General features: G+C 73.7%; 22 protein-coding genes, 2 pseudogenes and 2 riboswitches. Of the genes and pseudogenes, 9 read left to right on the top strand and 15 right to left on the bottom strand.

What is annotated here, in order from left to right:
• Window positions 1–293 precede the first annotated feature (293 nt).
• The 5 genes and pseudogenes from ACFCY7_RS19475 to cseB all read right to left on the bottom strand — a co-directional run.
• Window positions 294–395, bottom strand: a pseudogene (locus tag ACFCY7_RS19475) (IS5/IS1182 family transposase); the annotation flags it as partial.
• A gap of 217 nt (window positions 396–612) precedes the next feature.
• Window positions 613–1680 (bottom strand): endonuclease/exonuclease/phosphatase family protein, encoded by a 1068-nt coding sequence (locus ACFCY7_RS19470; RefSeq protein ID WP_376486647.1) that lies wholly within the window; start codon window positions 1678–1680, stop codon window positions 613–615.
• Window positions 1677–2630: a D-alanyl-D-alanine carboxypeptidase gene (locus ACFCY7_RS19465; RefSeq protein ID WP_328940555.1), complete on the bottom strand. Its 954-nt coding sequence runs from the start codon at window positions 2628–2630 to the stop codon at window positions 1677–1679. Before ACFCY7_RS19465 ends, ACFCY7_RS19470 begins: the two co-directional genes overlap by 4 nt.
• Window positions 2631–3121: 491 nt before the next feature.
• Complete coding sequence (locus tag ACFCY7_RS19460) at window positions 3122–4381, bottom strand: HAMP domain-containing sensor histidine kinase (protein ID WP_328940554.1); 1260 nt, start codon at window positions 4379–4381, stop codon at window positions 3122–3124.
• Window positions 4378–5118 (bottom strand): two-component system response regulator CseB, encoded by a 741-nt coding sequence (cseB, locus tag ACFCY7_RS19455; protein WP_376486644.1) that lies wholly within the window; start codon window positions 5116–5118, stop codon window positions 4378–4380. The genes ACFCY7_RS19460 and cseB overlap by 4 nt, the downstream gene beginning before the upstream one ends.
• A 526-nt stretch (window positions 5119–5644) precedes the next feature.
• On the opposite strand from cseB, the pseudogene ACFCY7_RS19450 reads away from it, so the two are divergent.
• The 5 genes and pseudogenes from ACFCY7_RS19450 (at window position 5645) to ACFCY7_RS19430 (ending at window position 8579) form a co-directional block, all read left to right on the top strand.
• Window positions 5645–6393 (top strand): annotated as a pseudogene (locus tag ACFCY7_RS19450) (transposase family protein).
• Between the two features lie 290 nt (window positions 6394–6683).
• Window positions 6684–6809 carry a hypothetical protein gene (locus tag ACFCY7_RS19445; RefSeq protein ID WP_328940552.1) on the top strand — a complete coding sequence of 42 codons (126 nt, stop codon included), beginning with the start codon at window positions 6684–6686 and terminating at the stop codon, window positions 6807–6809.
• Between the two features lie 120 nt (window positions 6810–6929).
• Window positions 6930–7244: a hypothetical protein gene (locus ACFCY7_RS19440; protein WP_376486640.1), complete on the top strand. Its 315-nt coding sequence runs from the start codon at window positions 6930–6932 to the stop codon at window positions 7242–7244.
• Between the two features lie 16 nt (window positions 7245–7260).
• Window positions 7261–7980 (top strand): helix-turn-helix domain-containing protein, encoded by a 720-nt coding sequence (locus tag ACFCY7_RS19435; RefSeq protein WP_376486648.1) that lies wholly within the window; start codon window positions 7261–7263, stop codon window positions 7978–7980.
• Between the two features lie 44 nt (window positions 7981–8024).
• Window positions 8025–8579: a dihydrofolate reductase family protein gene (locus ACFCY7_RS19430; protein ID WP_376486638.1), complete on the top strand. Its 555-nt coding sequence runs from the start codon at window positions 8025–8027 to the stop codon at window positions 8577–8579.
• 343 nt (window positions 8580–8922) lie between these two features.
• Window positions 8923–8988: riboswitch (cobalamin riboswitch) on the top strand.
• Between the two features lie 131 nt (window positions 8989–9119).
• Here ACFCY7_RS19430 and ACFCY7_RS19425 read toward each other — a convergent pair.
• Together ACFCY7_RS19425 and ACFCY7_RS19420 are read right to left on the bottom strand one after the other, a co-directional pair.
• A complete protein-coding gene (locus ACFCY7_RS19425) occupies window positions 9120–10643 on the bottom strand; it encodes an aldehyde dehydrogenase family protein (RefSeq protein ID WP_376486637.1) in 1524 nt (507 codons plus the stop codon).
• Window positions 10644–10687: 44 nt separating this feature from the next.
• Window positions 10688–11968 carry a GAF domain-containing protein gene (locus ACFCY7_RS19420; protein ID WP_376486634.1) on the bottom strand — a complete coding sequence of 427 codons (1281 nt, stop codon included), beginning with the start codon at window positions 11966–11968 and terminating at the stop codon, window positions 10688–10690.
• A gap of 92 nt (window positions 11969–12060) precedes the next feature.
• Window positions 12061–12168: riboswitch (ZMP/ZTP riboswitch) on the top strand.
• 28 nt (window positions 12169–12196) lie between these two features.
• Between ACFCY7_RS19420 and ACFCY7_RS19415 the strand changes: the two genes are divergently transcribed.
• Window positions 12197–13051: a bifunctional 5,10-methylenetetrahydrofolate dehydrogenase/5,10-methenyltetrahydrofolate cyclohydrolase gene (locus tag ACFCY7_RS19415; protein ID WP_376486631.1), complete on the top strand. Its 855-nt coding sequence runs from the start codon at window positions 12197–12199 to the stop codon at window positions 13049–13051.
• 188 nt (window positions 13052–13239) lie between these two features.
• On the opposite strand, the gene ACFCY7_RS19410 is transcribed toward ACFCY7_RS19415, so the two are convergent.
• Complete coding sequence (locus tag ACFCY7_RS19410; protein WP_376486629.1) at window positions 13240–14709, bottom strand: SWF or SNF family helicase; 1470 nt, start codon at window positions 14707–14709, stop codon at window positions 13240–13242.
• Window positions 14706–17714, bottom strand: coding sequence for a DEAD/DEAH box helicase (locus ACFCY7_RS19405; RefSeq protein WP_376486626.1), 3009 nt, complete (start codon window positions 17712–17714; stop codon window positions 14706–14708). The genes ACFCY7_RS19410 and ACFCY7_RS19405 overlap by 4 nt, the downstream gene beginning before the upstream one ends.
• Window positions 17715–18024: 310 nt before the next feature.
• Between ACFCY7_RS19405 and ACFCY7_RS19400 the strand changes: the two genes are divergently transcribed.
• Window positions 18025–19164, top strand: a complete 1140-nt coding sequence (locus tag ACFCY7_RS19400) for a fatty acid desaturase family protein (RefSeq protein WP_376486624.1) — start codon at window positions 18025–18027, stop codon at window positions 19162–19164.
• Window positions 19165–19245: 81 nt separating this feature from the next.
• Window positions 19246–19791, top strand: a complete 546-nt coding sequence (locus tag ACFCY7_RS19395) for an MOSC domain-containing protein (protein WP_376486622.1) — start codon at window positions 19246–19248, stop codon at window positions 19789–19791.
• A gap of 38 nt (window positions 19792–19829) precedes the next feature.
• On the opposite strand, the gene ACFCY7_RS19390 is transcribed toward ACFCY7_RS19395, so the two are convergent.
• On the bottom strand, window positions 19830–21206 hold the full coding sequence (locus ACFCY7_RS19390) for a tannase/feruloyl esterase family alpha/beta hydrolase (RefSeq protein ID WP_376486620.1): 1377 nt from the start codon (window positions 21204–21206) through the stop codon (window positions 19830–19832).
• A gap of 158 nt (window positions 21207–21364) precedes the next feature.
• On the opposite strand from ACFCY7_RS19390, the gene ACFCY7_RS19385 reads away from it, so the two are divergent.
• Window positions 21365–21961 carry an HD domain-containing protein gene (locus ACFCY7_RS19385; RefSeq protein ID WP_376486617.1) on the top strand — a complete coding sequence of 199 codons (597 nt, stop codon included), beginning with the start codon at window positions 21365–21367 and terminating at the stop codon, window positions 21959–21961.
• Window positions 21962–22064: 103 nt separating this feature from the next.
• Here the strand turns inward: ACFCY7_RS19385 and ACFCY7_RS19380 are convergent, their stop codons facing one another.
• From ACFCY7_RS19380 to ACFCY7_RS19360, 5 genes are all read right to left on the bottom strand, one after another.
• Complete coding sequence (locus tag ACFCY7_RS19380) at window positions 22065–23012, bottom strand: hypothetical protein (protein ID WP_376486614.1); 948 nt, start codon at window positions 23010–23012, stop codon at window positions 22065–22067.
• Between the two features lie 114 nt (window positions 23013–23126).
• Window positions 23127–23462 carry a hypothetical protein gene (locus tag ACFCY7_RS19375; protein WP_376486612.1) on the bottom strand — a complete coding sequence of 112 codons (336 nt, stop codon included), beginning with the start codon at window positions 23460–23462 and terminating at the stop codon, window positions 23127–23129.
• A gap of 118 nt (window positions 23463–23580) precedes the next feature.
• Entirely contained in the window at window positions 23581–25524 is a 1944-nt protein-coding gene (locus ACFCY7_RS19370; RefSeq protein ID WP_376486609.1) for a bifunctional serine/threonine-protein kinase/glutamate ABC transporter substrate-binding protein, read from the bottom strand.
• 390 nt (window positions 25525–25914) lie between these two features.
• Window positions 25915–26115, bottom strand: coding sequence for a hypothetical protein (locus tag ACFCY7_RS19365; RefSeq protein ID WP_376486608.1), 201 nt, complete (start codon window positions 26113–26115; stop codon window positions 25915–25917).
• A 163-nt stretch (window positions 26116–26278) separates the two neighbouring features.
• A complete protein-coding gene (locus ACFCY7_RS19360) occupies window positions 26279–26923 on the bottom strand; it encodes a class I SAM-dependent methyltransferase (protein ID WP_376486605.1) in 645 nt (214 codons plus the stop codon).
• Between the last annotated feature and the right edge of the window lie 53 nt (window positions 26924–26976).

The following is a 26976-nucleotide window of genomic DNA, read 5'->3' as shown; positions in this document are numbered from 1 at the left end:
AGCGTCGACCCGGCCCGGAACTCCCGGGTCCGGTCGACGCTCGCGCGCGTGGCCGAGCGGGAGAATCTCCCGCAGGCCCCTCTTTCTGTGGCTCCAGAAGAAGCCGAGCTTCTTCGGCGGGTAGCTGACCAGCAGGTTTTTCGTCTGCTGGCGGTACACGCCTCGCATGTCCCCTGACCGCGGAAACGGCCGCGATTCGGCCAAGCGCAGGCGGCTGGTCCGGGAATGGCCCGGATCTTGGCCGGCACGGAGAGGGCCTCTGACCGATGGCGCGAGGCGGCGGCGAGTTGGCACACAGCGAGGGGGATCCCGCGTCTGCGCAGGTAGGCGCGGTTGGCCTTGGACGAGGAGGCATGGTCCGCGGCCACCGCCATGGGTCGGGTGCGTGGCCGGCCGAGTGAGCCGGGACCTGGATTCGGCCGAGTGCTGTGGGAATGGAGGGCTGCCCCTGGGGCGGGTGAACTCCCGCTGCTGCAGGGGCGGCGCCTGGGGTCTCGGCGTCGGTGACGAGGGCACCGTCGTATGCCGTGTCCGCTCCCTCCCAGCGCTCAGCGAGGGCAAGGGCGGTCGCCGCTTCGCCCCACATCGCGCCCGACGACCACCCACTCATCATCAGGGAGCGGGGTCCGGGGAAAGGTGGATCCGGGCCGCTACCGGAAGGTGGTCGCTGGCCGTCGCGGGGAGGGTCCATGCCGAAGCGGCCCGGACGCCCCCGAGAAGGATCTGGTCGATCCGGACGGCCGGCAGGCGCGCCGGCCAGGTGAAGCCGAAGCCCGCGCCCGCCAAGGCCTGTGCGGAGACGAGACGGTCGGTGAGGGGCCGCAATGCGCGGTCGTCGGTGGAGCCGTTGAGGTCGCCCATGACGACGACGCGCCGGACGGGCTCGGCCCGTACCTCCGCCGCCAGCAGGCCCAGTGCCTCGTCGCGCGCCCCGGCGGTGAATCCGGCCGGGCCCACGCGGACGGACGGCAGGTGGGCGACGTACACGGCCAGCCGCCCGCCGGGCGCGTCGACCGTGGCCCGCATCGCCCGCGTCCACGGCATGATCGGCACGGCCCGCGCGTCCCTCAGCGGATGGACGCTCCACAGGCCCACCGTGCCCTGGTAGAAGTGGTACGGGTAGGCCTCCGCCAGGGCCTGCTCGTAGGCGGGCGCCGTGGCCGGGCTCAGCTCCTCCAACGCCAGTACGTCCGCCCCGGCGGCGAGCAGGCTCCGCACGGTTCCTTCGGGGTCGGGGTTGGCCTGGTTGACGTTGTGACTGACCAGCGTGAGGTCCCCGCCGGGGGACGTCTTGTCGGCGAGGACTCCGCCGAAGACCGCCAGCCAGGCCGCCGCCGGCACCACCAGGGCCACCGCCGCCGCCACCCGCGCCCGCCGCAGCAGGGCCGCGGCCACCAGCACGGGCACGACCAGCGCGCTCCAGGGCAGCAGGGTCTCGGCCAGACTGCTCAGCCGTCCGGGCAGCCTGGGGAGCAGCCCGTGGCCCGCGACGCCCACCGCGAGGAGGACGGAGCAGCCCGTGACCGCCGCCCCGCGGCGTCGCCACCACCGGCGGCGCGCCCCGGCGTCCGCCGCGCGGTCCGGGCCGACCGCCGTGCCGCCCGCCCCGGTGGAGGGAAGGGTCCCCGCCGCCGTGCCGTCCGGTGCGGCGGCGGGGACCGGGCGTGTCGTCGCGGTCATCGTCCCCGGCCCTCCGTTCCGGCGGCGGCCAGCCGGTCGCGGACGGCGGTGAGCAGGCCGCGACTGGTGTCGACGGCGGCGCGGAGCCCCTCGGCGGGCGTGGTGTTCGCCCGCTGGTGCAGGACGGCGCCCACCAGCAGCCGGGGCGTACCGCCGACGCGCACCTCGCAGGCCCACAGGAGGTTCCCGCCCGCCGGTGTGCTGGAGCCGGTCTTCACGCCGAGGACGCCCGGGGTGTCCAGCAGGGGATTGGTGTTGGTGATCGTCCCGAGGCCGGGGACGGTGGTCTCGCGGGTGGCCACGACCGCCCGGAAGACAGGGTCCTCCATCGCGGCCCGCGTCAGCCGCACCTGGTCGGCCGCGGTGCTCGTGGTCGTCGGCTCGATGCCGCTCGCCCCCGTGTAGACCGTGTCCTTCATGCCGAGCCGTCCGGCGGCGCGCCGCATCTTCACCACGAAGGCAGCCTGGCTGCCGGAGTCCCAGCGGGCCAGCAGACGGGCGACGTTGTTGCCGGAGGGGATCAGGAGCAGTTCCAGGAGCCGGCGCTGGGAGTAGCGTTCGCCAGGCCGTACGGGGACGGTCGACTCGCCGCCGACTCCCGCCTCGTGCGCGGCCGTCCGGTCCACTTCGATCAGGGGGCCTTCCTCGTCAGGCCGCAGCGGGTGCTCCTCCAGGATGACGTAGGCGGTCATCACCTTCGTCAGGCTCGCGATCGGCACTGGCCGCCGCCCGCCCCGCTCGCCCAGCGAACCGGTCCCTTCGAGGTCGACGGCGCTCTGGCCGTCCCGCGGCCACGGGAGCGGGCCGATGTCGGAAACCGGCCTTCGCTCGTCACCCGGCGTCGGAGGCGCGCCGGAGGGGGAGGCGACGGCGATGCCCAAGGCCGTCAGCAGGGCCAGGAACAGGGCACCGCCGACGAGGCGGTGACGGGGGGTACGGGGAACGGGCACGGGCCGCCTCCAGGGGCTGCGGTACGGGATCGGTACGGCAGCAAGACTCCGGGGACGAGGTCTCCGTCCCACGGTCGGAAGAGCGCGGCCCGCGCTCGGGAACCCATCGGTCGTGTATCAACGGGGCGGCGAGTGGACGTGCGCCAGCCGGCGCGTTCGACGCATCGGCGGGGCGGGTCGGGGCCCCGGCCGGAAGAGCGGAGGGGGTGCGCATCGCGCCGGGCGGCCGTCCCGGCGAAGGCGATCGATACGGGACGGCCTCGTCGGCGGACGGAGCCGTCCCCGGACGGCGGAGCCACGCACCGGCGGGCCGTCCGAAGCGCGGGGACGTACGCCGACAGGTGACCGTCGAGGACCGTGCGTCGGCATGCAGGCCGTACCGGTACGTACCCCGACAGGCGGACCTCCCGGGACGCCGAGGAGCGTCCCGCGGCGGGCAGGCCGTCCCGGTACGGCCGGGTCACCCGCCGGCGGGCGGTCCAGGGACGCGGTCACGCCTCGGACGGTGGCCCGTCCTGGGGCAGGGTCAGGGTCGCGACCGCCCCTCCGTCCGGGGCGTTGGCGAAGTCCAGGGTCGCCCCGATCACCCTCGCCTGGCCGGACGCGATCGTCAGGCCCAGGCCGTGCCCGTGCCCCCGCTCGGCCGTGCCCGTACGGAACCGCTGGGGGCCGTGGGACAACAGGTCGGCCGGGAAGCCGGGGCCGTGGTCCCGGACGGTCACCGTCCGACCGGCGACGGCGACTTCCACCAGGCCCGCGCCGTGCCGGTGGGCGTTGACGACGAGGTTGGAGACGATACGGTCCAGGCGCCGGGGGTCCGACTCGACCACCGCCGTCTCCCGTTCGGTCACCCGCGCCGCGAGGCCCGTCCGCGCCACCGAGTCCCGGACGAGGGCGGCCAGGTCGACCGGTCCCGGCTGGGACGTCTCGGCGCCCGCGTCGAGACGGGAGATCTCGAGGAGATCCTCCACCAGGTCCCGCAGCACCTGCACCCGGCTCTGGACCATGTCCGTCACCTCGCCCTCGGGCAGCAGGTCCGCCGAGGTGACCAGACCCATCAGCGGGGTGCGCAGCTCGTGTGCGACGTCGGCGGTGAAGCGCTGCTCGGTGTCGATCCGCTGCTGGAGGCTGTCGGCCATCGAGTCCACCACGGCTGAGATCTCGGCGACCTCGTCGCCCCCGCGGACCGTCCCCGTCCGGGCGTCGAGGTCGCCCGCCGTGATGCGGCGGGCCGTGCGGGCCACCCGGCGCAGCCGCCGGGCGGGGAGTTCCGTCGCCAGGGCCGTGGCGGGGACGACGACGCCCAGGGTGAGCAGCGAGTACTTCCACATGTGACGGTCCAGGGCCTGCCGGGTCAGCAGGTCGGCGGTCATGTCGACCTCGACCGCGTACAACTTCCCGCCCTCCCGCCGGGCCGCCCAGAACACGGGGGCCGGTGGCTCGTTCTCGTAGAGCGTGGCCTCGCCGTCGTGCTCGACCTGCCGCAGCAGGGCCTCGGGCAGCTCCCCCGGGGAGGCCCGGGGGCCATCCTCACCCGCGGCCGCGGCCTCCTCTCTGGCCTTCGCCAGGGCCGTGACGGCTCTGCCCGCGCCCTCGTGCATGGACCGCCGCAGCACCGAGTCGTGCACCAGCACGCCGACCGTCAGCGCCATCGAGGCACAGGCCAGCGCCACCAGGAGGACGATCTTCCAGCGCAGCGAGCGGGAGTGCGGCACCAGGCCCGCGACCGCTCCCCGGGGACCCCGGCTCACCGCTTCCACTTGTAGCCGAAGCCCCGGACCGTCTCGACTCGCTCGGAGCCGATCTTCTTGCGCAGTCGCTGCACGCACAGGTCGACGACCCGGGTGTCGCCGTCCCAGCCGTAGTCCCACACCTCGCGCAGCAGGGTCTGACGGTCCAGCACGATTCCTGGGTGCGCTGCGAATTCGAGCAGCAGCCGCAGCTCGGTCGGGGCGAGCGCGATCCGCTCGCCGCCCCTGCGGACCTCCAGGGCCGCGGGGTCGAGGGAGAGGTCACCGAAGACCAGCGGGGCGGCCGGCTCCGCGGGGCCGGCCGGTTCGGCTACCGGGGGTACGAAGGCGGCCCGGCGCAGCAGCGAACGGATCCGCGCCACCAGGACGGCGGTGTCGACGGGCTTCACCACGTAGTCGTCGGCCCCCGCCTCCAGGCCGGACACCACGTCGAGGGCGTCGCCGCGCGCCGACATCATCAGGATCGGGTCCGTGGCCGTCTCCCGGATGCGCCGGCACAGCCCGATGCCGTCCAGGCCCGGCAGCATCACGTCGATCAGCATCAGGTCGTGCCGCCCCTCCCGGAAGAGTTCGAGCCCGGTCAGGCCGTCGGCCGCGACGAGCACGCGGTAGCCGTAGCGCTCCAGGGCCATCGCGACGGACCGCCGGATCACCTCGTCGTCCTCGACGAGCAGGATCGTCACGGGCGCGGGCGCGGGCGCGGGCGCGGGCGCGGGCGGGGGCACGGCATCAGGCATGTACATCCCTCGGGGCACGGGACGGGAAAGGTCCTCCATCATGCCTCACCCTCCCGCACCCCCGGCGGCGCGGGAGGGCTGTCGGCACGCCCCCGACCTGGTCTGATACACGCCTGATACACCACCGCGCGGGGGCCGACGCACATCCGAGCCGGTACGGACACGGAGACGGCGCGCCTGACACCGGCGCCGCGACAGCCGCTCCGGAGCCCACCGTCGCCGGACGAGTGACGTCGGTTGCCCCGACGGCGTCGTCACCCTGTCGGAAGGTGCGCCCGCCGCGCCGTCCGCACGCACGTCGTGACGCAGGGCCTCCACGACCTGTCGGCCGGCGCCGCACCAGAAGCACCGGCCTGGACGTCGACAGGTGGGCGGCCTGCACCGGGTGCCCGGTCACCCGGGGTGATCGGCCGCGGGCCGGGCGGCGAGGTCGTCGCCGACCGGGTCGTCCGGGCCGGGCTGACCGCCGCCGTCGTCCGCGGCTAAAGCGTGTTGCAGAAGGCCTCGGTGCGGGCATTTCCCCTGTATGCGTGGGGTGTTGAGGGCTGAAGCGTTGTGGGTGGAGACGTTCACCGGTCTGCGGATGCGGCAGTTCGAGCGGCTGGTGAAGGTGGTCCGGGAACGCGGTGGCAACGGTCCTGGCGGTGGCCGGCCGTGGTGTCTGCCGCTGGCCGACCGGGTGTTGCTGGTGGCCGTGTACTACCGCACGAACCTCACCATGCGGCAGCTCGCGCCGCTGTTCGGCTGCTCGCCCGCGACGGTGTGCCGGGTCATCCAGCGGCTGCGGCCGCTCGCCCGGCCGACGCGGTGGAACGCTTGTGGATCGTGGACGGCACGCTGATCCCGGTCCGGGACCGGAAGACCGGAGCGTCCTCGCGTAACTACCGGTTCTCGGCGAACGTGCAGGTCACCATCGACGCCGACACCAAGCTGGTGATCGCCGCGGCCCGGCCGGTGCCGGGCAACACCGCGGACGCGAGGGCATGGCGGGACTCCGGCCTGGCCCAACGCTGCGAAGGCGTGACCGTGCTGGCCGACGGCGCCTACATCAACACCGGGCTCGTCGTCCCGCACCGCAAACGGCCCGGACGGGCCCTGCTGCCGGGCGAGGAGGAGGACAACGCCGAGCACCGTAAGGTCCGTGCCCGCGTCGAGCACGCCTTCGCCCGCATGAAGCACTACAAGATTCTTCGCGACTGCCGTCAGCGCGGCACCGGTCTCCACCACGCGGTGCAAGCGGTCGCCCACATGCACAACCTCGCCATGGCCACGTGAACAGACCGGCCTCGAAACCGGCCCTGACCTGCCCGGACACAACCTTCTGCAACACGCTTTAGCCGCGGACGACGGAGACCCGATATCGGGGCCTTGCGCAGCCACTTGCATGTGACCAGTACGGGTCATGGGAGTGGAGGTGTGGGCTCGAGTCGTACCCGATTCGGGCGGTGGCGCGGGTTCCCGCCGGGTCAGGCTGGGCAGAATGAGGGACCTACGCGACCGTCGGCCTTGCGGGTGAGCAGGTTGATGCAGGGTGTGGGAGCGGGGCGTGAAGCTGGGCGTCCGACGTGAACGACGCTGTGCTGACGGAGCTCGTCGCCGCGGGGGCCGCGATCGGCGGCGGAGCGGCTGACGGGGTGTTCGCCTTCGCTGCCGCGAAGCGGCAGGCCGCTGCCGCCTGGGAGGCCGGCTGACAACAGGCGGCCGCCTGGGACGCGGGTCGGCTCCAGGCCACAGCGCAGCTCGACCTGTCCCGTCGGACGCTCACGGAACAGGCGCTGACGAACCAGAGGGCGGTGCGGCGGGCGGCATACGTGACGTTCCTGGGCCGTACCGATAGCACTCAACTGGCTCTGGCGGCTTGGCAGAGCGCCATCGGCACGGCGGACGAGTCGCCACGCCGAAGGGAGTACGAATCGGCGCTGGCGGCGGTGGGGGAGGTGCTCGGCAAGCGCCGCACAGCCGACTGGTTGTGCGGCGCCCGCGAGGTCGACGAGCTTGCCGTGGCGAGCCGCGCCCGGGGCGCGGGGATCGACGCCCAGCTGCTGGACGCGGTCACCGCCGGCCGGGGACCGTCTCTGCCACGTCCGGACGGCGTGGCAGACTGGCGGCTCACGCAGCAGCGGTGAGCGGGGGTTGATCCGGTTGGGGCTGGAGATCGAGAGCCGCCCTTCGGAGCTGCCGCACATCGAGCGGGTCTGGCGCAGCCGAAGCGATGACGTGGGGCGAATGACGTCGATCGCGAACGCGCACTGGGAGCTCGTCTTCTGGGAGCACGACGGCCGGGTGCAGGCTGCGGTACTCGGCCCGGAGCCCAAGGCCAGCGTGGCGCCCGTCCCGAAGGACGCCACGTTCTTCGGCATCAGCTTCGCCGTCGGTACTTCGATGCCGCACGTACCGATCAGTCGGCTGGTCGGCAGCGGTGTGGAGATTCCCGACGTCACGCGGCGGTCCGTGTGGCTGAGGGGCTCGGCGTGGCACGTGCCCGATTACGACAATGCGGAGGCATTCGTACGGCGCCTGGTACGCGAGGGCATCGTGGACCGCGACCCGATCGTGCCCGCCGTCCTCGACGGGGCGGTTCCCGACGTCTCCGAACGCACCCTCCAGCGGCGTTTCGCCGCCTCGACGGGCCTCACCCAGGGCGCCATAGGGCAGATCCACCGTGCCCGCCAGGCGGCGGTACTGATCCAGGAGGGCGTTCCGGCACAGGACGTCGTACACCGGCTGGGGTACTTCGACCAGCCGCACCTGGCACGGTCCCTGACCCGATACATCGGCCGCACCGCCACTCGGCTGAGCGCCCCGGACACGGCCGAGCCGCTGTCGCTTCTGTACAAGCCCTCGCCCTCGGCGCCCGCATAGCCTTCCTGACGCAGCGACAAACCCGTACGTATCATGGAGGAATCATGCGCAAGGTCGTTTCCGGTCTGTTCGTCTCGCTCGACGGTGTCGCCCAGTCGCCGAACGAGTGGCAGTTCGCCTTCGACGAGGAGATGGGCGCCGCGCTGGCGGAGACGCTGGAGACGGCCGACGCGATCCTGCTGGGCCGTGTGACGTTCACCGAGTGGGCCGGGTACTGGCCGACGGTGACCAGCGGGGAGGACGCGGCCTTCGCCAAGTGGATCAACGGCTCGCCCAAGTACGTGGTCTCCTCCACGCTGGACAGCGTCGACGACTGGGCGAACAGCACACTCGTCCGTGGCGAGCTGGCGACCGCGATCGAGGAGCTCAAGGCGGGCGAAGGGAAGAACATCACCATCGCGGGAAGCCCGACGCTGGTGCGCTCGTTGCTGGAGCTGGACCTCCTGGATGAACTGGTCCTGCTGATCCACCCGGTGGTGGCCGGTGAGGGGCGCAAGAAGCTGTTCGCCGATGATGCCGCCCTGAAGAAGTTGGAGCTGGTGAGTGCCCGGCCCACGAGCAGCGGAGTGATCATCGCGACCTACCGACCGGAGCGCTGAGAGGTCCTCCGTGGGGCCTCTGCGGTGTGCAGGCCGCTGATCTTGAGTGCTTGGCCTGAGGAAATCGGACTGCTCCGCCCCACCGCCGAGGCCCGGCTGCGCCGGGCGGCGTTGTGGGCCGTTCTGGCCTGGGGGGACGCCCCGCGGGGAACTCGGGGCCGCTACTCCGCTCACGTCTCGGCGGTGGCCCAGTGCCGCGCGACGGCCGGCGACCGGCTGCGCGAGGCGCTCCGGCGTTCGGGCCCGGGCGTCCGGAGGCCACGGTCCAGGGCACCACGGTCTGGGGCGAGCACCCCTCACTGAACGGGTCGGACGGATTCGCGCGGGTCGAGCGGCTTGTGCACCCGGTGGGAATCCGGGACTGCTCCGCAGCGGTGAGCGGGAACGACCGCCGTCATACGCGAGCCGGCGCAGAGAACCGGTCCATCCCGCCTCCGGTAGGTCGATCCTGACGGTCTCGCCGGTGGGGCCGGCTCCGCCGCACCACCAGCGGGAGGCGCCTGCCCGGCCGGAACCCGGGCCAGGCGTCTCTCTGTATTCCTAGAAGAACCCAAGCTTCTTGGGACTGTAACTCTGCAATATGTTCTTCGTCTGCTGGTAGTGGTCGAGCATCATGCGGTGGGTTTCGCGGCCGATGCCGGATTGCTTGTAGCCGCCGAAGGCGGCGTGGGCGGGGTAGGCGTGGTAGCAGTTGGTCCAGACGCGGCCGGCTTGGATGGCGCGGCCGGCGCGGTAGGCGGTGTTGGTGTCGCGGGTCCAGACGCCGGCGCCGAGGCCGTAGAGGGTGTCGTTGGCGGTGTGGATGGCGTCGTCGAAGTCGGAGAAGGAGGTGACGGCGACGACGGGGCCGAAGATCTCCTCCTGGAAGACGCGCATGCGGTTGTCGCCTTCGAAGATGGTGGGTTGGACGTAGTAGCCGCCGGCGAGTTCGCCGCCGTGCTCGACCACCTGGCCGCCGGTGAGGATCTTGGCGCCTTCCTGCTGGCCGATCTCCAGGTAGGAGAGGATCTTGGCGAGCTGGTCGGCGGAGGCCTGGGCGCCGATCATGGTGGTGGTGTCGAGGGGGTGGCCGGCGACGATGCGTTCGGTGCGGGTGACGGCGGCTTCGAGGAAGTCGGCGTAGTGGCCGCGCTGGACGAGGGCGCGGGAGGGGCAGGTGCAGACCTCGCCCTGGTTGAGGGCGAACATCGTGAAGCCTTCGAGGGCCTTGTCGCGGAAGTCGTCGTCGGCGGCCCAGACGTCGTCGAAGAAGATGTTCGGGGACTTGCCGCCGAGTTCGAGGGTGACGGGCTTGAGGTTCTCGGAGGCGTACCCCATGATCAGCCGGCCCGTCGAGGTCTCGCCGGTGAAGGCGATCTTGGCGACGCGGGGTGAGGAGGCGAGCGGTTTGCCGGCTTCCTCGCCGTAGCCGTTGACGATGTTGAGGACGCCGGGCGGCAGGAGGTCGGCGACGAGGCTCAGCCAGAAGTGGACGGAGGCCGGGGTCTGTTCGGCCGGCTTGAGGATCACGGCGTTCCCGGCGGCGAGGGCGGGGGCCAGCTTCCAGACCGCCATGAGGATCGGGAAGTTCCACGGGATGATCTGCGCGACGACGCCGAGGGGCTCGTGGAAGTGGTACGCGACGGTGTCGTCGTCGATCTCGCTCAGGGAGCCCTCCTGGGCTCGCAGCGCGCCCGCGAAGTAGCGGAAGTGGTCGATCGCGAGCGGGATGTCCGCGGCGAGGGTCTCCCGGACGGGCTTGCCGTTGTCCCAGGTCTCGGCGACCGCGAGCGCCTCCAGGTTGCTCTCCATGCGGTCGGCGATCCGCAGAAGGACGGTCGCCCGCTCGGCCGGGGCGGTCTGGCCCCACGCGGGTGCGGCGGCGTGTGCCGCGTCCAGGGCGCGTTCCACGTCCTCGGCGGTGCCGCGGGCGACCTCCGTGAAGGGGCGGCCGTCGACCGGGCTGGGGTTCTCGAAGTAGCGCCCGCCCGCCGGAGCGACGTACTCGCCTCCGATCCAGTGGTCGTAGCGGGCCTGGTACGACATGAGCGCGCCCTCGGTACCGGGTGCGGCGTAACGGGTCATGGGCATGGCCTCCCTGGGACGCGCCGGCCGTCCCTGGCCGGCGCTCACGGCCGAGTGTGGTGGCCCGTACGTTGCAAGTCCGTTGCGCCGGCCGACAGTTCCGCCTCCAGGGAGTCGAGCCGCGCCCGTACGGGGGGAAGCTGCGGTGCCGGTACGGCCGCGCAGAGCGCCCGCCAGACCACCACGTCGTCCTCGCCCCACGTGCTGTACGCCCAGTCGGCGAGCAGACCGGGATCCCCCCGGTCCACCAGTGCGGCCCGCAGCCGCCCTGCGAGCCGTTCCCGGAGCCGTACGACTCCGGGCGCGGTCGACGAGGGGAGCAGCGGGCCGGGGTACTCGGCGGCCGCGGCGGCGACCGCCCCGGAGGCCAGCCGCCGGTCCACCGCGGTGAAGTCCGCTTCCACGGTGTCCGCGAGCCGGTACGGACGGGAACGCAGCACGTCGGGGCCGAGGAGTGCGCGCAGCCGGGACAGTTCGGCCCGCAGTGTGACCGGGGTGACCGACTCGTCCTCGTACAGCAGGGTGAGCAGCCCGTCGCCGCTCACGCCCTCCGGGCGGTGGGCGAGGATCACCAGGATCTCGCTGTGCCGGCGGCCGAGCCGTACCCGCCGCCCGCCCACGGAGAGCACGGCCTCGTCCCGGCCGAGGGCCGACAGTCTGAGGTCTCCGGGCGCGGGGTCGGGCGCGAGCAGGGCCAGCTGGGACTCGGCCGCGCGTGCGACGGCCTGGACGAAGCCGAGGCTGTGCGGGTGCGCGAGGCCGGCCCCGCCCGTGATGTCGACCGCGCCGAGGACCCGCCCGGTGCGCGGGTCGTGCACGGGTGCGGCGGCGCAGGTCCAGGCCTGGACCGAGTGGCGGAAGTGCTCGGCGGCGACGACCTGCACCGGACGGTCGACGGCGAGGGCGGTGCCGGGCGCGTTCGTGCCCGCCGCCGACTCCGACCACCGTGCCCCGGCCACGAAGTTCATGCCGCGCGCCTTGCGGAGGGTGTCCGGATGACCCTCGACCCACAGCATCCGCCCGGCCGCGTCGCAGACCGCGAGCAGGTGCTCGCCGTCCGTCGCGTACGCCCCCATCAGTTCCCGGATCACGGGCATCGCCGCCGCGAGCGGATGGCCGGCGCGGTACGCCGTGAGCTCGTCCTCCTCCAGCTCCACCCGCGCCGCCCCGTCGGGGCTCACGCGCGCGCGTACGGAACGCCGCCAGGACGCGGCGACCAGCGGCCGAGCGCCCTCGGCGACCGGACCCGGATCCGCTTCCGCCGCCACCCACGCATCGCTCAACTCGGCCTCCCCGTCGAGGTCGTCACGGTCCGTCCCGGCCATCGTGGTGCCCGTGCGGGCCGCCGACAAGCGGCCGGACGGCGTTGCATATGCACCCTGTCCGGGACCCGCCCCACGGCGCTCACGTAGAGTGGGGCTCGGGCCGTGACTGGCGCTTGAGGTGGATCACCACCGGGGAGCGGCCCTGCGGAGCGCGTCGCGACGGCGCGGGTCCGCAGCTGCCGTGCGCCTGGGCGAACCATCCGTCAGAGACGACGCCCAGGAGTCGCCATGTCCACCAGCACCGCCATCCTCATGGACGGTACGGCCCTCGCCCGCCGCACGGTCGAGGAGACCGCCGCCCGCGCCGCCGAGATCACCCGCCGCACCGGCGTCACCCCGTGTCTCGCAACCGTCCTCGTCGGCGCGGACCCCGCCTCCGTGACGTACGTGAAGATGAAGCAGAACCGGTGCGCGAAGGCCGGAATCCGCTCCAAGCACGTCGAGCTGCCCGCCGAGACGACGACGGAGGAGCTCGTCGCCGCGATCACCGCGCTGTCCGAGGACCCGGAGGTCCACGGCATCCTCCTCCAGCACCCGGTCGGCCCGCACATCGACGAGCGCGCCGCCTTCGAGGCCATCGCCCCGGAGAAGGACGTCGACGGCGTCACCATGGCCTCGTTCGCCGCCATGGGCTTCGGCCTCCCGGGCTTCGTCTCCTGCACGCCCGGCGGCATCATGCGCCTCCTCGACGCGTACGACGTCGAGCTGAGCGGCAAGCGGGCGGTCGTCGTCGGCCGCAGCGCGATCCTCGGCAAGCCGGCCGGTCTGCTCCTCCTCGGCCGCGACGCCACCGTCACCTACTGCCACTCGCGCACCAAGGACCTCTCCTCCGTCGTCCGTGAGGCCGACATCCTCGTGGCCGCCGTCGGCAAGCCGAACTTCATCAAGGGCGAGGACATCAAGCCGGGCGCCGTCGTCATCGACGCCGGCTACAACCCGGGCAACGTCGGTGACGTCGACTTCGCCTCCGCCGCCGAACGAGCCTCCCTCATCACCCCCGTACCCGGCGGCGTCGGCCCCATGACCATCGCCGTCCTCCTCGCCCAGACCGTGGAGGGCGCCGAGCGCCAGCTCGGCCTGTAGCACCCGGGTGGTCCCGGTCGCCGCGTCGTGGCGGACGCCGGGCGCGCCGACCGGGGACCGCCGCAGGGGCCCCGGACAGGGGCCGTGGAGGGCGGGGAGCAAGGGCGCGGACAAGGACGGGGGACCGGGGACGGGGGACCGGGGAGAGGAACCGGTTCTTCGGCCCTACCCCGGTCGGCGGTACGCGCCTACCCTTCGTCGCCCGTGGCACCCGCCGCCCGAGGCGTCTGCGCCGTCGCGAGGGCGACGGCCGGGTCACGGTCCGGCGGCCCCACCGGGGACCAGTGAGCACCCTCCCTGGCGTACGGCCACCAGCGACCGTCGACGCCGAGCCGGAGCTGCGCCTCCGCACCCACGGCCGTCCACCGGGCGCCCGAGCGCCGCAGAACGGGCCGCTCGTCGTCCTCCCAGGCCTCCGCCAGCCGCGCACCGGCCCGCACGAGGCCTTCCGCGTCCGGGGTCCACTCCTCCTCCAGTACGGATAGGGCGGCGGCACCCCCGAGCCGCCACGCGCGCGTGGCCAGGTCCAGTTCCGCCGGTGTCCTGCCGGAACCGGCGGCGAGTCGTGCCCTGATCCAGGACACGGGCGAGTCCGCCGCGAGCCGTACGGCGTCCTGAGCGGCCGTCAGCCGAGACCCTGCCGGATTCTCCGTGGCGGACCCGGACATGGGCATGTACCCGGACCCGGATACGGCCCCGGATGCGGCCGAGGCCTCCGGGGACACGAGGGCGGCCACCAGCATCCGGTGGGCACGGGCCGCCGCGTCCGCCGCGAGGAACTCCAGCGCGGTCGGGTCGACACCCGGCTCGGGATCCGTGTCCGTGTCCAGGCCGGGCGGGGCGCCCGGGGAGGTGACGGCGACCGGAGGCGCGGGCAGCGGCGGGAGGAGGAACCCGTCCGCGTACGCCTCGGCAGCCGACACGCCCGGCATGTCACCCGCACCGGCCGGGGCGTTTGCCGGCGGCGTGTCGTTGTCGCGCCCGCCGCCGCGCGCCGACGCGCCGGAGGCGCGCGCGGCACTGCGCGTCTGGAGCTGGTCGAGGAGGGTGCGTTCGCCGCGCCCCCGCATCAGCAGCAGGACGAAGGGGTCCTCGTCGAGCAGGCGCGCGACCTGGTAGCAGAGCGCCGACGTGTGCGGGCAGTGGTCCCAGGCGTCGCAGCCGCACTCCGGGTCGAGGTCGCCGATGCCGGGCAGCAGGTCGAGCCCGGCCGCCGCCGCGTCCTCCACCAGGTGGGGCGGCATCTCGCGGTCGAGGAGCGCGGCGATGTGCCCCGCGCTGTCCACGGCGAGGTCGAGCAGCCGCTCCCACTCGTCCTCGGAGAGCTCCCGCACGAGGACGTCGCTGCGGTACGCCGTACCGTCCCGGTCCTTGACGATCGCCGTGAGCCGGCCGGGCCGCACCGTCACGGCGCCCACCGCTCCCGCGCGCGCGTGCCGGCGTCCGGCCTTGAGCTGCACGTTGTCGAGGGCGGTGTCCTCCAGGGCCTTGAGCCAGGCCCGGCCCCACCAGGTCCGGGCGAACGCCGTGCCCTTCGTCGGCGGCAGCGCCGCGAACGTCCGCTCGTCGCCGCCGCGGCCACCGCCCGGCGTGCCCCCGGGTCCGCCGAGGGGTCCGTCGGCGTGTCCGTACCCCGTCCCGTGTCCGGTGTCGCTCATCGTCCGTCCCCTCGCAGTCGCACCAGCTCCGCCAGTTCGGCGTCGGTCAGTTCGGTCAGCTCCCGCGGGGCGTCCGAACCCGTACCGAGCACGCTGTCCGCGAGCTCCTTCTTGCGGTCGAGCATGGCCGCGATCCGGTCCTCGACCGTGCCCTCGGCGATGAGGCGGTGGACCTGGACCGGGCGGTCCTGCCCGATCCGGTACGCGCGGTCGGTGGCCTGTGCCTCGACGGCAGGGTTCCACCAGCGGTCGTAGTGCACGACGTGCTCGGCCCGGGTGAGGTTGAGCCCCGTCCCTGCGGCCTTCAGGGAGAGGAGGAAGACGGGGACGTCGCCGTCCTGGAAGCGGGCGACCATCGCCTCCCGTTCGGCGACCGGCGTGCCGCCGTGCAGGAACTGCGTCCGCACGCCCCGCGCCGCCAGGTGCGTCTCCAGGAGCCGGGCCATCCCCACGTACTGGGTGAAGACCAGGGTGCGCGCCCCTTCGGCCAGGATCGTGTCGAGCAGTTCGTCGAGCAGCTCCAGCTTGCCCGAGCGGCCCTCGATCCTCGGCCGTTCCTCCTTGAGGTACTGGGCGGGGTGGTTGCAGATCTGCTTGAGCGCGGTCAGCAGTTGCATGACGAGGCCCCGGCGCTCCATGCCGTCGGCGGCGGCGATCGCCTCCAGGGTCTCCCGTACCACCGCCTCGTACAGTCCGGCCTGTTCCGGCGTCAGGGAGACGGCCCGGTCGGTCTCCGTCTTCGGCGGCAGTTCGGGCGCGATGCCGGGGTCGGACTTGCGGCGGCGCAGCAGGAACGGGCGGACGAGGGCCGCGAGGCGTTCGGCGGCGGCCGGGTCCGCACCGCCCTCGACGGCGGCGGCGAACCGGGTCCGGAACGCACCCAGGCTGCCGAGCAGCCCCGGTGTGGTCCAGTCGAGGATCGCCCACAGCTCCGAGAGGTTGTTCTCCACGGGCGTGCCGGACAGCGCCACGCGTGCGCGTGCCCCGATGGTCCTCAGCTGCCGGGCCGTCGCCGAGTACGGGTTCTTGACGTGCTGCGCCTCGTCCGCGACGACGAGCCCCCAGTTCCGCGCGGCGAGCCGCTCGGCGTCGAGCCGCATGGTGCCGTACGTGGTGAGGACGAAGCCGCCGTCGGCGAGCTCCTCCAGGTCGCGGGTGGCGCCGTGGAAGCGGCGGACCGGCGTGCCGGGCGCGAACTTCTCGATCTCCCGCTGCCAGTTGCCCATGAGGGACGTGGGGCAGACGACGAGCGTGGGGCCCGCGGCGGCCGGGTCGGTCTGCCGGTGCAGGTGGAGCGCGATGACGGTGATCGTCTTGCCGAGGCCCATGTCGTCGGCGAGGCAGCCGCCGAGGCCGAGCGAGGTCATCCGGTGCAGCCAGTCGAGTCCGCGCAGCTGGTAGTCCCGCAGGGTCGCGGCGAGCCCGGCGGGCTGAGCGATCTCGGGCCGACCGCCGTCGGGGTCCGCCAGCCGCTCCCGCAGCCGCTCCAGCCATCCGGTCGCGGCCACCTCGACGGCGCGCCCGTCGACCTCGGTCGTTCCGGTGAGAACGGCCGCGAGGGCGTCGACCGGGGTCACCTTGCGGTCCTGCTGGGCCCGCGCCCGGCGCACCTCGGCCGGGTCGACGAGGACCCAGCGGTCGCGCAGCCGGACGAGCGGCCTTCCGGCCTCGGCGATGCCGTCGAGCTCGGCCCGGGTCAGCTCGTGGTCGCCGACGGCGAAGCGCCAGTGGAAGGCGAGCAGGGCGTCCGCGGACAGGAAGGAGGGGAGGGACGAGGAGAAGGAGGCGGAGGAGGAGGACGAGGAATCGGATGAGGCGAGGGCCGAGGGGAAGGCGGAAGTCGGAGAAGCGTGCAGCGCGGCGCCGGAGGGGTGGTCCCCTGTTCCTTCCCGGTGTGCGTCCGAGGGGCCGATCGCCGCGCGGGCGGTCAGCCGGTCCGAGAGTTCGCGCGGCCAGTGGATCTGGACGCCCGTCGCCGCGAGGGCGTGCGCGGCCGGGCCCAGGAGTTCCGTGACCTCCTCGTCGGCGAGTTCGACGGTGTCGGGGACGGCCGCGGAGAGCAGCGGGGCCAGCGGGGGCCAGGCGCGGGCGGCGCGCCGCAGGGCGAGCAGCGCGTCCATGCGGGCGCGTGGGCCGAAGGCCGCTCCCGTCGGGCCGGAGCCCGCCCAGACCTCCGCCGCGTCGGCGACGAGGGTCGGGTCGGCGACGCCGTGCAGCTGGAGCACCGCGCGGAAGGCCGGCGCGTCGTGGGCCTCGGTGGTGAAGCCGGGCAGTTCGAGGCGGAGCGACAGTCGGACTCCCGCGTCGTGGACGGCCGCCACATCGGCGGCCCACGCCCGCTGTTCGGGGATCGGCTGTGGCTCGTCGGCGGCGAAGGCGGGGCCTCCGGCGGCGAGCACAGCTGCCGGGGTGCGGGGGAGTGTGTCCGCGACCGCGTCGGCGAAGGCGCGGAGCAGCGCCTCGGGCGCGGGCAGCTGCAGCGGTTCGTCCAGGGACAGGGGAACGGCGTGGGCCACGGGGGGCATCGACGCGGCGAGCGTACGGAGCTCCGCCAGCTCCCGCGGACCGAGCGGGCCGACGCGCCAGGCGTCCAGGTCCCCGGCGGTGAGGCCGGGCAGGAGGAGCCCGCGGGAGACGAGGTCGAGGGCGAGGAGCGATGCGGCGCCCCAGAAGGCCGTGGCCGGAGAGGCGGTGTCCGAGAACCGCGCGCGGACGAGCAGCGGCAGCGCGTCCCGTACGGACACGGTGCAGGCGGGGACGGTCACGGCCTGGAGGTCGTCCTCGTCCACGATCGTCATCTCGACGTGCGGCGATGCCCCGACCGGCAGGGCCTCGCCGTCCGGTGACCAGAAGGCGATCCGGCCGGCGCGGGGCGGATCGGCGGGAAGGAAGACGGCGGCGTGGCGGTCGAGGGCGGGGGAGAGCCCGAGGGCGGGTTCCTGAACGGGAGTGGGAGTGGGAGTGGGTTCGCGGGCCGAGTCATGGGGTCCGTGCGACAGCGACAACGCATTCCTCAAATTTGACTACCTGGGGACCGAGCGGCCGAGGTTACCTGACCGTCCAGGCCTGACGCGTCATCATCCGGCGTGATCCGCCTCACAGTCGACGGGGGTGGGGCTGGCCCCACCCCCGTCCCCGGGATCGCCCCCTCCCGCGGACGGGTGGTGACGCCATGGCCCGGGGTGATCACGGATCCGTACGTTCTCAGTAGGCGCCCAGCGGCCGAACGCGAGCCGAGCCCGGCGGCCCTGACCGGCCCCGCCGACCGCCTTGGCCCACCGACCGACCCCGACCGACAGAATCCGGAGCCCCCACATGTCCCAGGCCACCGTCCTGCCCCCGGCCGCCGCGCCGTCCGTGGCGCTCCCCACCGCCGCCACCGCCACTGCCATCCCCGACGTCACCCCCGGGAAGCCCGGCCGCGCCAGGGGCGCCAGCGAGTTCACCCCGCTCCTGCGGACAGTCAGGGAACAGGGCCTGCTCGAACACCGCCCCGGCTGGTACGCCCGCGGCATCGCCGTCAACCTGCTCGGCCTCGCCGCCGTCGTGGTCGGCCTCGCCCTGATCGGCCCGTCCTGGTGGGCGCTCCTGCTCGCCGTCCCCTTCGCCCTGCTGTCCGCCCGCGCCGCGTTCGTCGGCCACGACGCCGGCCACGCCCAGATCACCGCGGACCGCAGGGCGAGCCGGATCATCCAGCTCGTGCACGCCAACCTGCTTCTCGGCATGAGCCGTGAGTGGTGGAACGACAAGCACAACCGCCACCACGCCAACCCCAACCACCTCGACAAGGATCCGGACGTCGCCGCGGACATCCTCGTCTTCGCCGAACACCAGACGACCGGCCGCACCGGCCTGCGCGGCTTCCTCACCCGCCACCAGGCCTGGCTCTTCTTCCCGCTGACGACGCTGGAGGGCATCGCGCTGAAGGTGTACGGCGTGCGGTCCCTGCTGGCGAAGGACGGCCCGTGCCGCACCCGCCGCGACCGGCTCGTCGAAGGCGGCCTGCTCCTCGCCCACTTCGCCGGCTACGCGGCCCTGCTCCTCACCCTCCTCACCCCCGCCCAGGCCCTGGTCTTCGCGCTCGTCCACCAGATGCTGCTCGGCGTGCACCTGGGCATGGCCTTCGCCCCCAACCACAAGGGCATGGAGCGGCCGGACGAGCACGAGGACGGCGACAGCTGGGGTCACCTGCGCCGACAGGTCCTCACCTCGCGCAACATCCGCGGCGGAGCGCTGACCGACTGGTTCCTCGGCGGGCTCAACTACCAGGTCGAGCACCACCTCTTCCCGAGCATGCCGCGCCCCCACCTCCGGCTGGCCCAGTCCGCCGTCAAGGCCCACTGCGCCGCGCTCGGCGTGCCGTACACGGAGACGGGCTTCGTCGACTCGTACCGACAGGCGCTCGGCCACCTGCACGAGGTGGGCGCGCCGCTCCGGGCCGAGGGCGCCGAGTAGGGTCGGGACGCAGGCGCGATGTGATCATCGGTCCGGGAGTGGTTCGCCGCTGCCCGGAGGCAGAGAAGGGGAGCCCTCACCATGAGCGGCGGCATCGTCACCACGGTCAGCAGCAACGGCACGTACTCGTTCACCAAGCCCAACCGGGAGGGCATCACGCTGCTCGCCGGACTCGGCGTGGAGGGCGACGTCCACGCGGGCGTGACGGTGAAGCACCGCTCCCGCGTCGCGCAGGACCCCACCCAGCCCAACCTGCGCCAGGTCCACCTCATCCACGCAGAGCTCTTCGACGACGTCGCGGGCGCCGGTTTCGAGGTCGCGCCCGGCGACCTCGGAGAGAACATCACGACCCGGGGGATCGACCTGCTCGGACTGCCCACCGGCACGCTCCTGCGAATCGGCGCCGAAGCGGTCGTCGAGGTCACCGGGCTGCGCAACCCCTGCGCGCAGATCGACGCCTTCCGGCACGGCCTGCTCAAGCAGGTCATCGGCCGCGACGAGAACGGCGAGATCGTCCGGAAGGCCGGGATCATGGGCATCGTGCTGACCGGCGGAGAGGTGGGCCCCGGCGACCCGATCTCGGTCGAACTGCCGGCAGAGCCGCACCTCCCGCTGGAGCGTGTCTGAGCCCTCGGGCCTGCCCGAGGTCCCCGCTCACTCCTCGCTCACTCCTCCAGAGCGCAGGAGTCGACCACGTCACCGCCCGCCGGCCGCGCGATCGTGCGGTCCGCGGGCGGAGCCGTACCCTCCTCGACCCAGCGCGTCAGCGCGTCGAACGCGGAGCGGTAGCACGGCAGGATCGGACGCAGCCGGTCCGGATAGGTGTCGTACAGGCCGTCGGTGTGCGTCCCGCCCTGCACCGTGTAGTACCGGTGCAGCCCGCCCCGCCCGCGCGCGTCGATCATCCCCGCGTACACGTCGGAGTCGGTGGCGATGGGCAGCAGGGTGTCGAGGTCGCCGTGCAGGGTGATGAGCGGCTTGCCGATCCGGCCGGTGAGCGCGACCTTCGCGACCGCACGGTGGACGGCCGCCGGCCGGGAGGCGTAGTCGTACGAGGCGTCCGAGACGCAGGGCGCGAGGATCTGCTCCACCGTGCCGCCGATGGCGGATCCCGGGCAGGCGGGGTCGTACGAGGGGTCGAACTCGGCCCGGAACATCTTCTGCGTCAGTCCCCAGTACGCCTTCTCGTGGTACGGCCACAGGAAGCGCGAGCCGGGCGCGAAGCCCGCCGCGATCAGGTCGTCGTCGGTGGCCAGGCCCTGGGACCTGGCCACCGTGACCGGCAGGCTGGTCAAGAGGTTGGGGCCGCGGGTGGTCCAGAGCACGCCCTCCCAGTCGACCCCGCCGTCGTACAGCTCGGGCCGGTTCTCCAGCTGCCAGCGCGTCAGGTAGCCGGCGTTGGAGATGCCCGTCATGTACGTGCGCCCGGGTGCCTTCCCGTACCGCTGCCGTACGGCCTTCTTGGCGGCCCGCGTCAGTTCGGTCACCCGGCGGTTCCACTCGGCGACCGCGTCGCCCGGAGCCTGCCCGTCGGTGAAGAAGTTCGGGCCGGTGTTGCCCTTGTCCGTGGCCGCGTAGGCGAAGCCCTGGGCGAGGACCCGGTCGGAGATGAGCGCGTCCGTCGAGTACTGGCGCCGCGTGCCCGGCGCGCCGGTGACGACGAGCCCACCGTTCCAGTGGTCGGGCAGCCGGATGACGAACTGAGCGTCGTGCGACCAGCCGTGGGTGGCGTTGAGGCGCGAGTCGTCGGGGAAGTAGCCGTCGATCTGCACGCCCGGCACCCCCGAGGGGTTACGGGTCCCCTTCGCGGCCAGACCCGCCTGGTCCGCCATGTCGGTGTACGGCGTGCCGGCCAGCCCCGCCGTCGTCAGGTCCGCCAGACACGCGGCTTGCTGGAGCTCGGCACCGGGCACGTGGAGCCGGTCCTGCCGCGCGCAGTGCGCGGCGGCGCCCGTCTCGGCCCCGGCGGGGCCCGCGGGAGCGAGGACGGTGACCCCGGTCAGCAGCGCGGCGAACAGGGAGACGCCTGGGAACAGGCGCATGATGGGCCTCCGATGGGACGACGTGGCGTGTACAGCGCCACATCGTGCGGCGCGCCCCCACCGCTGGACCATGGTTCGGAACCACACCCCTGGCCGTCGCGTCATGTGGGTGCCGAAGGGGCGCCGATCACCAGGCGGGCACTCGCTACGCTGCGGGGATGGAGATTCCCACGACGGACGAGATCCGCGCGCTGCACCTGAAGTACGCGCCCGACGAAGCGGCCTTCGAGCGCGTCTTCACCCACTGCGAGATCGTGTGGAAGGTGGCCCAGCAGCTGCTGGCGCGCACGGACCGGGGCATCGACCCCGAGCTCGTGCGCGCGGGGTGCCTCCTCCACGACATCGGCGTCTACCGCCTGTACGACGCCGACGGCCGGCGCGACGGCCGGAGCTACCTCCTGCACGGGATGCTCGGCCACGACCTCCTCGCCTCCGAAGGGCTCCCGGAGGTGCTGTGCCGCTTCTGCTCGTGCCACACCGGTGTCGGCCTGACCAAGGAGGACGTCCTCAAGCAGGGACTCCCGCTGCCCCCGGCCGACTACGTCGCGGTCACACCGGAGGAGCGCCTCGTGATGTACGCGGACAAGTTCCACAGCAAGAGCAAGCCGCCGAGGTTCGTGTCCCCGGAGACGTACACGGTGGCCGTGAGCCGGTTCGGCGAGGACAAGGTCGCGGCGTTCGGGACGCTGCGGACCGTGTTCGGCGACCCCGAGCTCGACGGTCTCGCGGCCGAGTACGGGCACGCCGTGACCTGACGGCCGGCGGCGCACGGCAGGCCTGACCCGACGCGCCGCACACGCCCCCTACGCGCTCAGGTCGGGAGTACGGACCCGCTCAGGACGGGCGCATGGACCCCGCTCACGACGGGCGCACGGCCATCGCGGCGAGTCCTTCGAGGAGGGCGGCCAGCTGCGGGCTCCTGGGCACCGGCAGCACCTCGCGGGGCACCTCGTCGAGGAGTACGAAGGCCATGTCGTCGGAGCGGGCGGCCAGCGACCAGCCGGGGCCGTCCGCGCGCAGCATGCACGGGCCGTCCTTCGGATCGGCGTCGGCCCGGACCCGCCCGATCGGCGGCGCCTCCTCCAGGTAGCCGCTGAGTTCCGCCATGGCGCGCCTGACCCCGTCGTACGGGTCGGGGCCGTCGGCGGGGGACGACCCGTGGGCTTCCGAGGCCCGGACTCCCGGCGCTTCGGTGCCGTCCGCCCCCGCCCGGTCGACGGACGTCTGCTCGTCATCCGACGCCGGATGGTCGGCGGACGCCTCGCCGTCGTCCGCCCCCGCCCGGGCCGCGGGTGTTTCGTCGTCGTCCGCCCGGGACCGCCAGGCGGCCCACTGGAGTGCCACCTCGTCGGCGCCGAGACGGCGCTGGGCCGATCCCCACTCGGTGCCGGAGGGCGGGACCAGCGGGTCGGGGTCGCCGTCCTGCGGCTCCGGGTCGTGCGGGGCTGGCACGCCGGGGGCGCGGCTGGCCAGGTCGAGCGGCCAGCCCGGGAGGCCGGTCACCACCGAACGCTCGTCGGGCGACAGGTCGTACGCCATGCCGCAGTCCCAGGAGGAGATGGCGACGGCGACGAGCGACACGTCGTCGACGACCACCGTCCACCGCGCGCCGAGCCCGTCCTGGCCGAACACGAGCCCGTACCCCTCCGCGTACGGCTGGAGCCCCAGCGCGGCGCAGGCCGCCGGGTAGTCGTCCCCGAGCACGCTCAGGAAGCGCTCGGGCGTCAGCAGCGCCGCGGTCAGCACGAACAACGCGTCCGCGTCGCCTTCGGCCCCTGCCTCGGCGATCGGGTCCGTCCCAGCCACGGCAGCCTCCCCATCCGGTCGTCGGCGCACCTTAACCAGTGAGTAACCCGCGCGTCGAGGGCTCCGCCACGGAACCCCGCCCCCTGGGGTCCCTGCCTCCTGGGGTCCCGCCGGTCAGGCGTCTCCCGCGGGCCGGTGCGGTGCCTCCGCGCGCAGACCGAGCAGCGAACGGGCCACGGCGCCCGGCGTCTCGTTCCGCTCCCGGGCGAGGGTGAGGACGGCCCGGCAGGCCAGTTCGTTGACGCCGAAGGTGAGCATGCCGGGCGAAACCCAGCTCGCGGCCTCCTCCGCGCGGGCCGGGTCGTCCTCGGCACACGCCGCCACGTACACGGCCGCCGCTTCGAACAGGTTGTGCCCCTGCCGGGCGCGCGGCGGCGCCGGCGCGGCGGCCGAGGGAGCCCGCCGTGCGGAGGGGAGGAGTCTGCGCAGTCTTTCCGGTACTCGTGCCACGGCCCGCCGCCTCTCCCGGGCACGACTGCCCGGCATTGTCCACGGTAGACAGTGAAGTGCCGTGACAGAAGGGTGCGTTGGCACCCGAGGTCCGGGAGCGGCGCCGGGGTCCGGGAGGTCACTCAGGGACGGGCGGCGTGTCCGTGCGCAGAAGAGGCAGGTTCTTGCGGACGGCCGCGGCCCACGAGCCGTCGGAGACCATCCGGGCGAGCGCCGTCCGGACCTTCGCCCGCAGCGGGCTGCCCTTCGCGAGACCGACGCCGTACCGCTCCTCGGTGAGGCCGAAGCCGGCGAGCTTGAACCGCCCCTTGTAACGCTCCTGCGCGGCGTAACCGGCGAGCAGCGAGTCGTCGGTCGTGACGGCGTCCACGGTGCCCGATTCCAGGGCGTCGACGCACCGGGCGTAGGTGTCGTACGTCACCACCTCCGCCTGCGGGGCGATCAGCGTCGGGATGGTGAGCGCCGACGTGGAACCGGTGGCCGAGCAGACCCGCAGGCCGTTCAGATCCGCCGGCCTGGCGACGGACGTGTCGGCCACCGGCAGCAGGACGTCCTGATGGGCCACGAGATACGGCCCGGCGAAGTCGACCTGCTGCTTCCGCTTCTCGTTGATCGTGTACGTGGCCACGACCAGGTCGACGTCGCCGTTGCCCAGGACCGACTCACGGGTCGAACTAGGCGTCTGCTTCCACGTGATGTCGGCCGGATCATGGCCGAGCGCGCGCGCCACGTACGTCGCCACGTCGACGTCCAGGCCCGCGTACGTGCCGTCCGGCCGTTTCCAGCCGAGGCCCGGCTGGTCGAACTTGATCCCGATGGTGATCCCGGAGCCGCCGCCCGTCGCGGGCGCGCCGGACGCCGCCGCCGACGGTGCCCCGGACGACGGGCCGTGGCTGCCGCCCTTGCCGGCGGTCCTGTCGCCGGCACCCTCGCCACCCGTACCGACGAACGGATTCCAGACGAGCACACCGCCCACTGCCGCGACGACGGCCACCGCTGAGTACACCACCCGGCGCCGCTTCCGGGGCGGCCCAGGCGGCGCCGGCGGTGGCGGCTGTACCGGCGGCGGAGGCTGGACGGATGGCGGGGGCTGTACCGGAGGGGCGAGGCGGTAGGAAGTGACCGTTGCGGACCTGGCGGCGGCGTCGGTGTGGGCGTCGGTTTCGGTTTCGGCCTGGGGCTTGGCTTCGGCCGGGGCTTGGGCCTGAGCCTGAGCCTGAGACTGGGAGTCTGCCTCCGCCTCTGCCTCGGCTTCGGCCAGCATCCGGTCCAGCTCCTCGCCGTCCGGTCGGGCCGCCGGGTCACGTACGAGCACCGCCGTCAGGGTCCGCGTCAGCGTTCCGGCGCGGCGGGGCGGGGGTACGTCCTCGCCGAGTACGGCGGCGAGGGTGGCCAGTGTGTTGGCGCGGCGCAGCGGATGGTGGCCTTCCACGGCGACGTACAGGGTCATCGCGAGCGACCACAGGTCGGCGGGCGGGCCGCCCTCCTCGCCGGAGACGCGCTCGGGGGCCATGTAGTCGGGCGTGCCGATGATCGAGCCGGCCGCGGTGAGGGCGGTGGCCCCGTGCACGGCGGCGATCCCGAAGTCGGTGAGGACGGGCACGCCGTCCGGTCGCAGCAGGACGTTCGCGGGCTTGATGTCGCGGTGCTGGATGCCCGCCGCGTGGGCGGCCCGGAGGCCCGCCAGGATGCCGCGCCCCAGCGTGGCGGCCTCGCCGGGCATGAGGTCGCCACGGTCGAGCCGGTCCTGGAGGGAGCCGCCGGCGACCAGTTCCATGACGAGCCAGGGGTACGTGGCTTCGCCGCCGTCGACGATGTGATGGATGGTCACCACCTGAGGGTGCGCCACGCGCGCGAGTGCCCTGGCCTCGCGCAGGACCCGGACGCGGAGTTCACGGGCGGCCTCGGGGTCGTACTCGGCGAGCGCCGGGTCGGGTGGACGCACCTCCTTGAGGGCCACCTCACGGTGCAGCATCAGGTCGCGGGCCCTCCACACGGTGCCCATACCGCCTCCGCCGAGCCGTGCCACCAGCTCGAACCGACCGTCCACCACCCGTGCCACGCACCGCTCCCTCACCCCGACACGGCCCCCCGGCGGGCACGTGGTGAGTCCCGCGGAGTCGGACCGCCGACCGCGCCCGACTCTGCCACATTCGGCCGGATCAGGGGCAGTTGACGCGACACCCGCCGCACCCGGCCGGACCGCCGGCGCCGTCGATGGTGGTCCGGACACGGGGGAGACGGCCTGGAATGCCTGGCCGGAAGCCGTCGAGCACGTACCCCTGGGCGGCGACCGCCGAGCGGACCGTGCTGGTGCCCGCCGGGTAGGGGCCGGGCATTGACGCGCTGACCGTGCTGCTGCCCGTGGGCGAGACGGACGAGGTCACCACGCACAGCGCGTCCGAACGTGGAGTGTTTGCCGCACGGCGGAGCGGCCGACGACGTTGTAGCCTCACGCGGCCGTGGACAGGCCCGGGACGCGCGGGGCGTAGCCGAGGCCGACGGCGGCGCGCCCGGCGGCGCGGGCAGGGACCGAGGCGGCCCGGCGCGCCTCGGCGGCGACGGCGGCGCGCGGCGGGATGCCGACGAGGGGCTCGTGCGTGCCCCGGACGTGCTCGGCCCCGAAGCCCTCGCCGGCGTCTCCCTCCGCCACGCGCGCGGCGGAACCCGCCTCCGTACGCGGGCGCGTGGCCGAGGTGACGCGCTAACCCGTGTCGGGGCTCGGGGCTCGGGGCTCCGGCCGCCACGGCCGCCCGCACGGCCCGCTGGTGCCGCGTGGCCGTCCGGTCCGGTGTGCCCTTGGGGGATGGGGCGGCTCAGGACTCGCGTACGGCCAGGGCCAGGTACCGCGTGTCCTCGTCGACGTAGCTGACGAGCCGCCAGCCGGCTTCGGCGAGCACCGGGCGGAGGCGGGGCTCGGCGCGCAGGTCGTCCGGTGTGATCTGCCGGCCGTGACGGGCGGCGAGGGCGGCTCGGCCGATCGGGTGGAAGAGGGCCAGTCGGCCGCCGGGACGGACGACGCGGGCCAGTTCGCGCAGGTCGGCGACCGGGTCGGCCAGGTGGGAGACGAGGCCCGCGCCGAACACGGCGTCCAGGGCGCCGTCGCGCACGGGGAGCCGGCCGACGTCCGCAAGGAGCAGGGTCGCGGTCCCGTCCGTGCCGCCGTGCCCGCCCCCGTCGCTCACGACGTTCCGGCCGCCGCGACCGGCCAGGACGGCCTGTTCGAGCATCTCGGGGGTGAGGTCGGCGCCGAGTACGGTGCCGGTGGGGCCGACGGCGGCGCGGAGCGGCGGGAGCGCCCGGCCGGTCCCGCAGCCGGCGTCGAGCACGGCGTCCCCGGGGCGGAGGTCAAGCTCTTCCACGGCGGCGGCGTACGCGGGTCCGTCGTCCGGGAACCGGCTGTCCCAGTCGGCCGCCCGGGTGCCGAAGAACTCTCGTACGTGTGTGGGGTCATCGCTCATGCGCTCATGATCGCGCACTCAGGGGGGTGAACGTTCTGTGTGCACGTTCGAGC

Origin of the sequence: Streptomyces sp. NPDC056361 (assembly GCF_042262805.1) — a bacterium.
GTDB lineage: Bacteria > Actinomycetota > Actinomycetes > Streptomycetales > Streptomycetaceae > Streptomyces.
The sequence above is the reverse complement of the archived record's forward strand: the minus strand, read 5'-3'. Positions and strand labels throughout refer to the sequence as shown.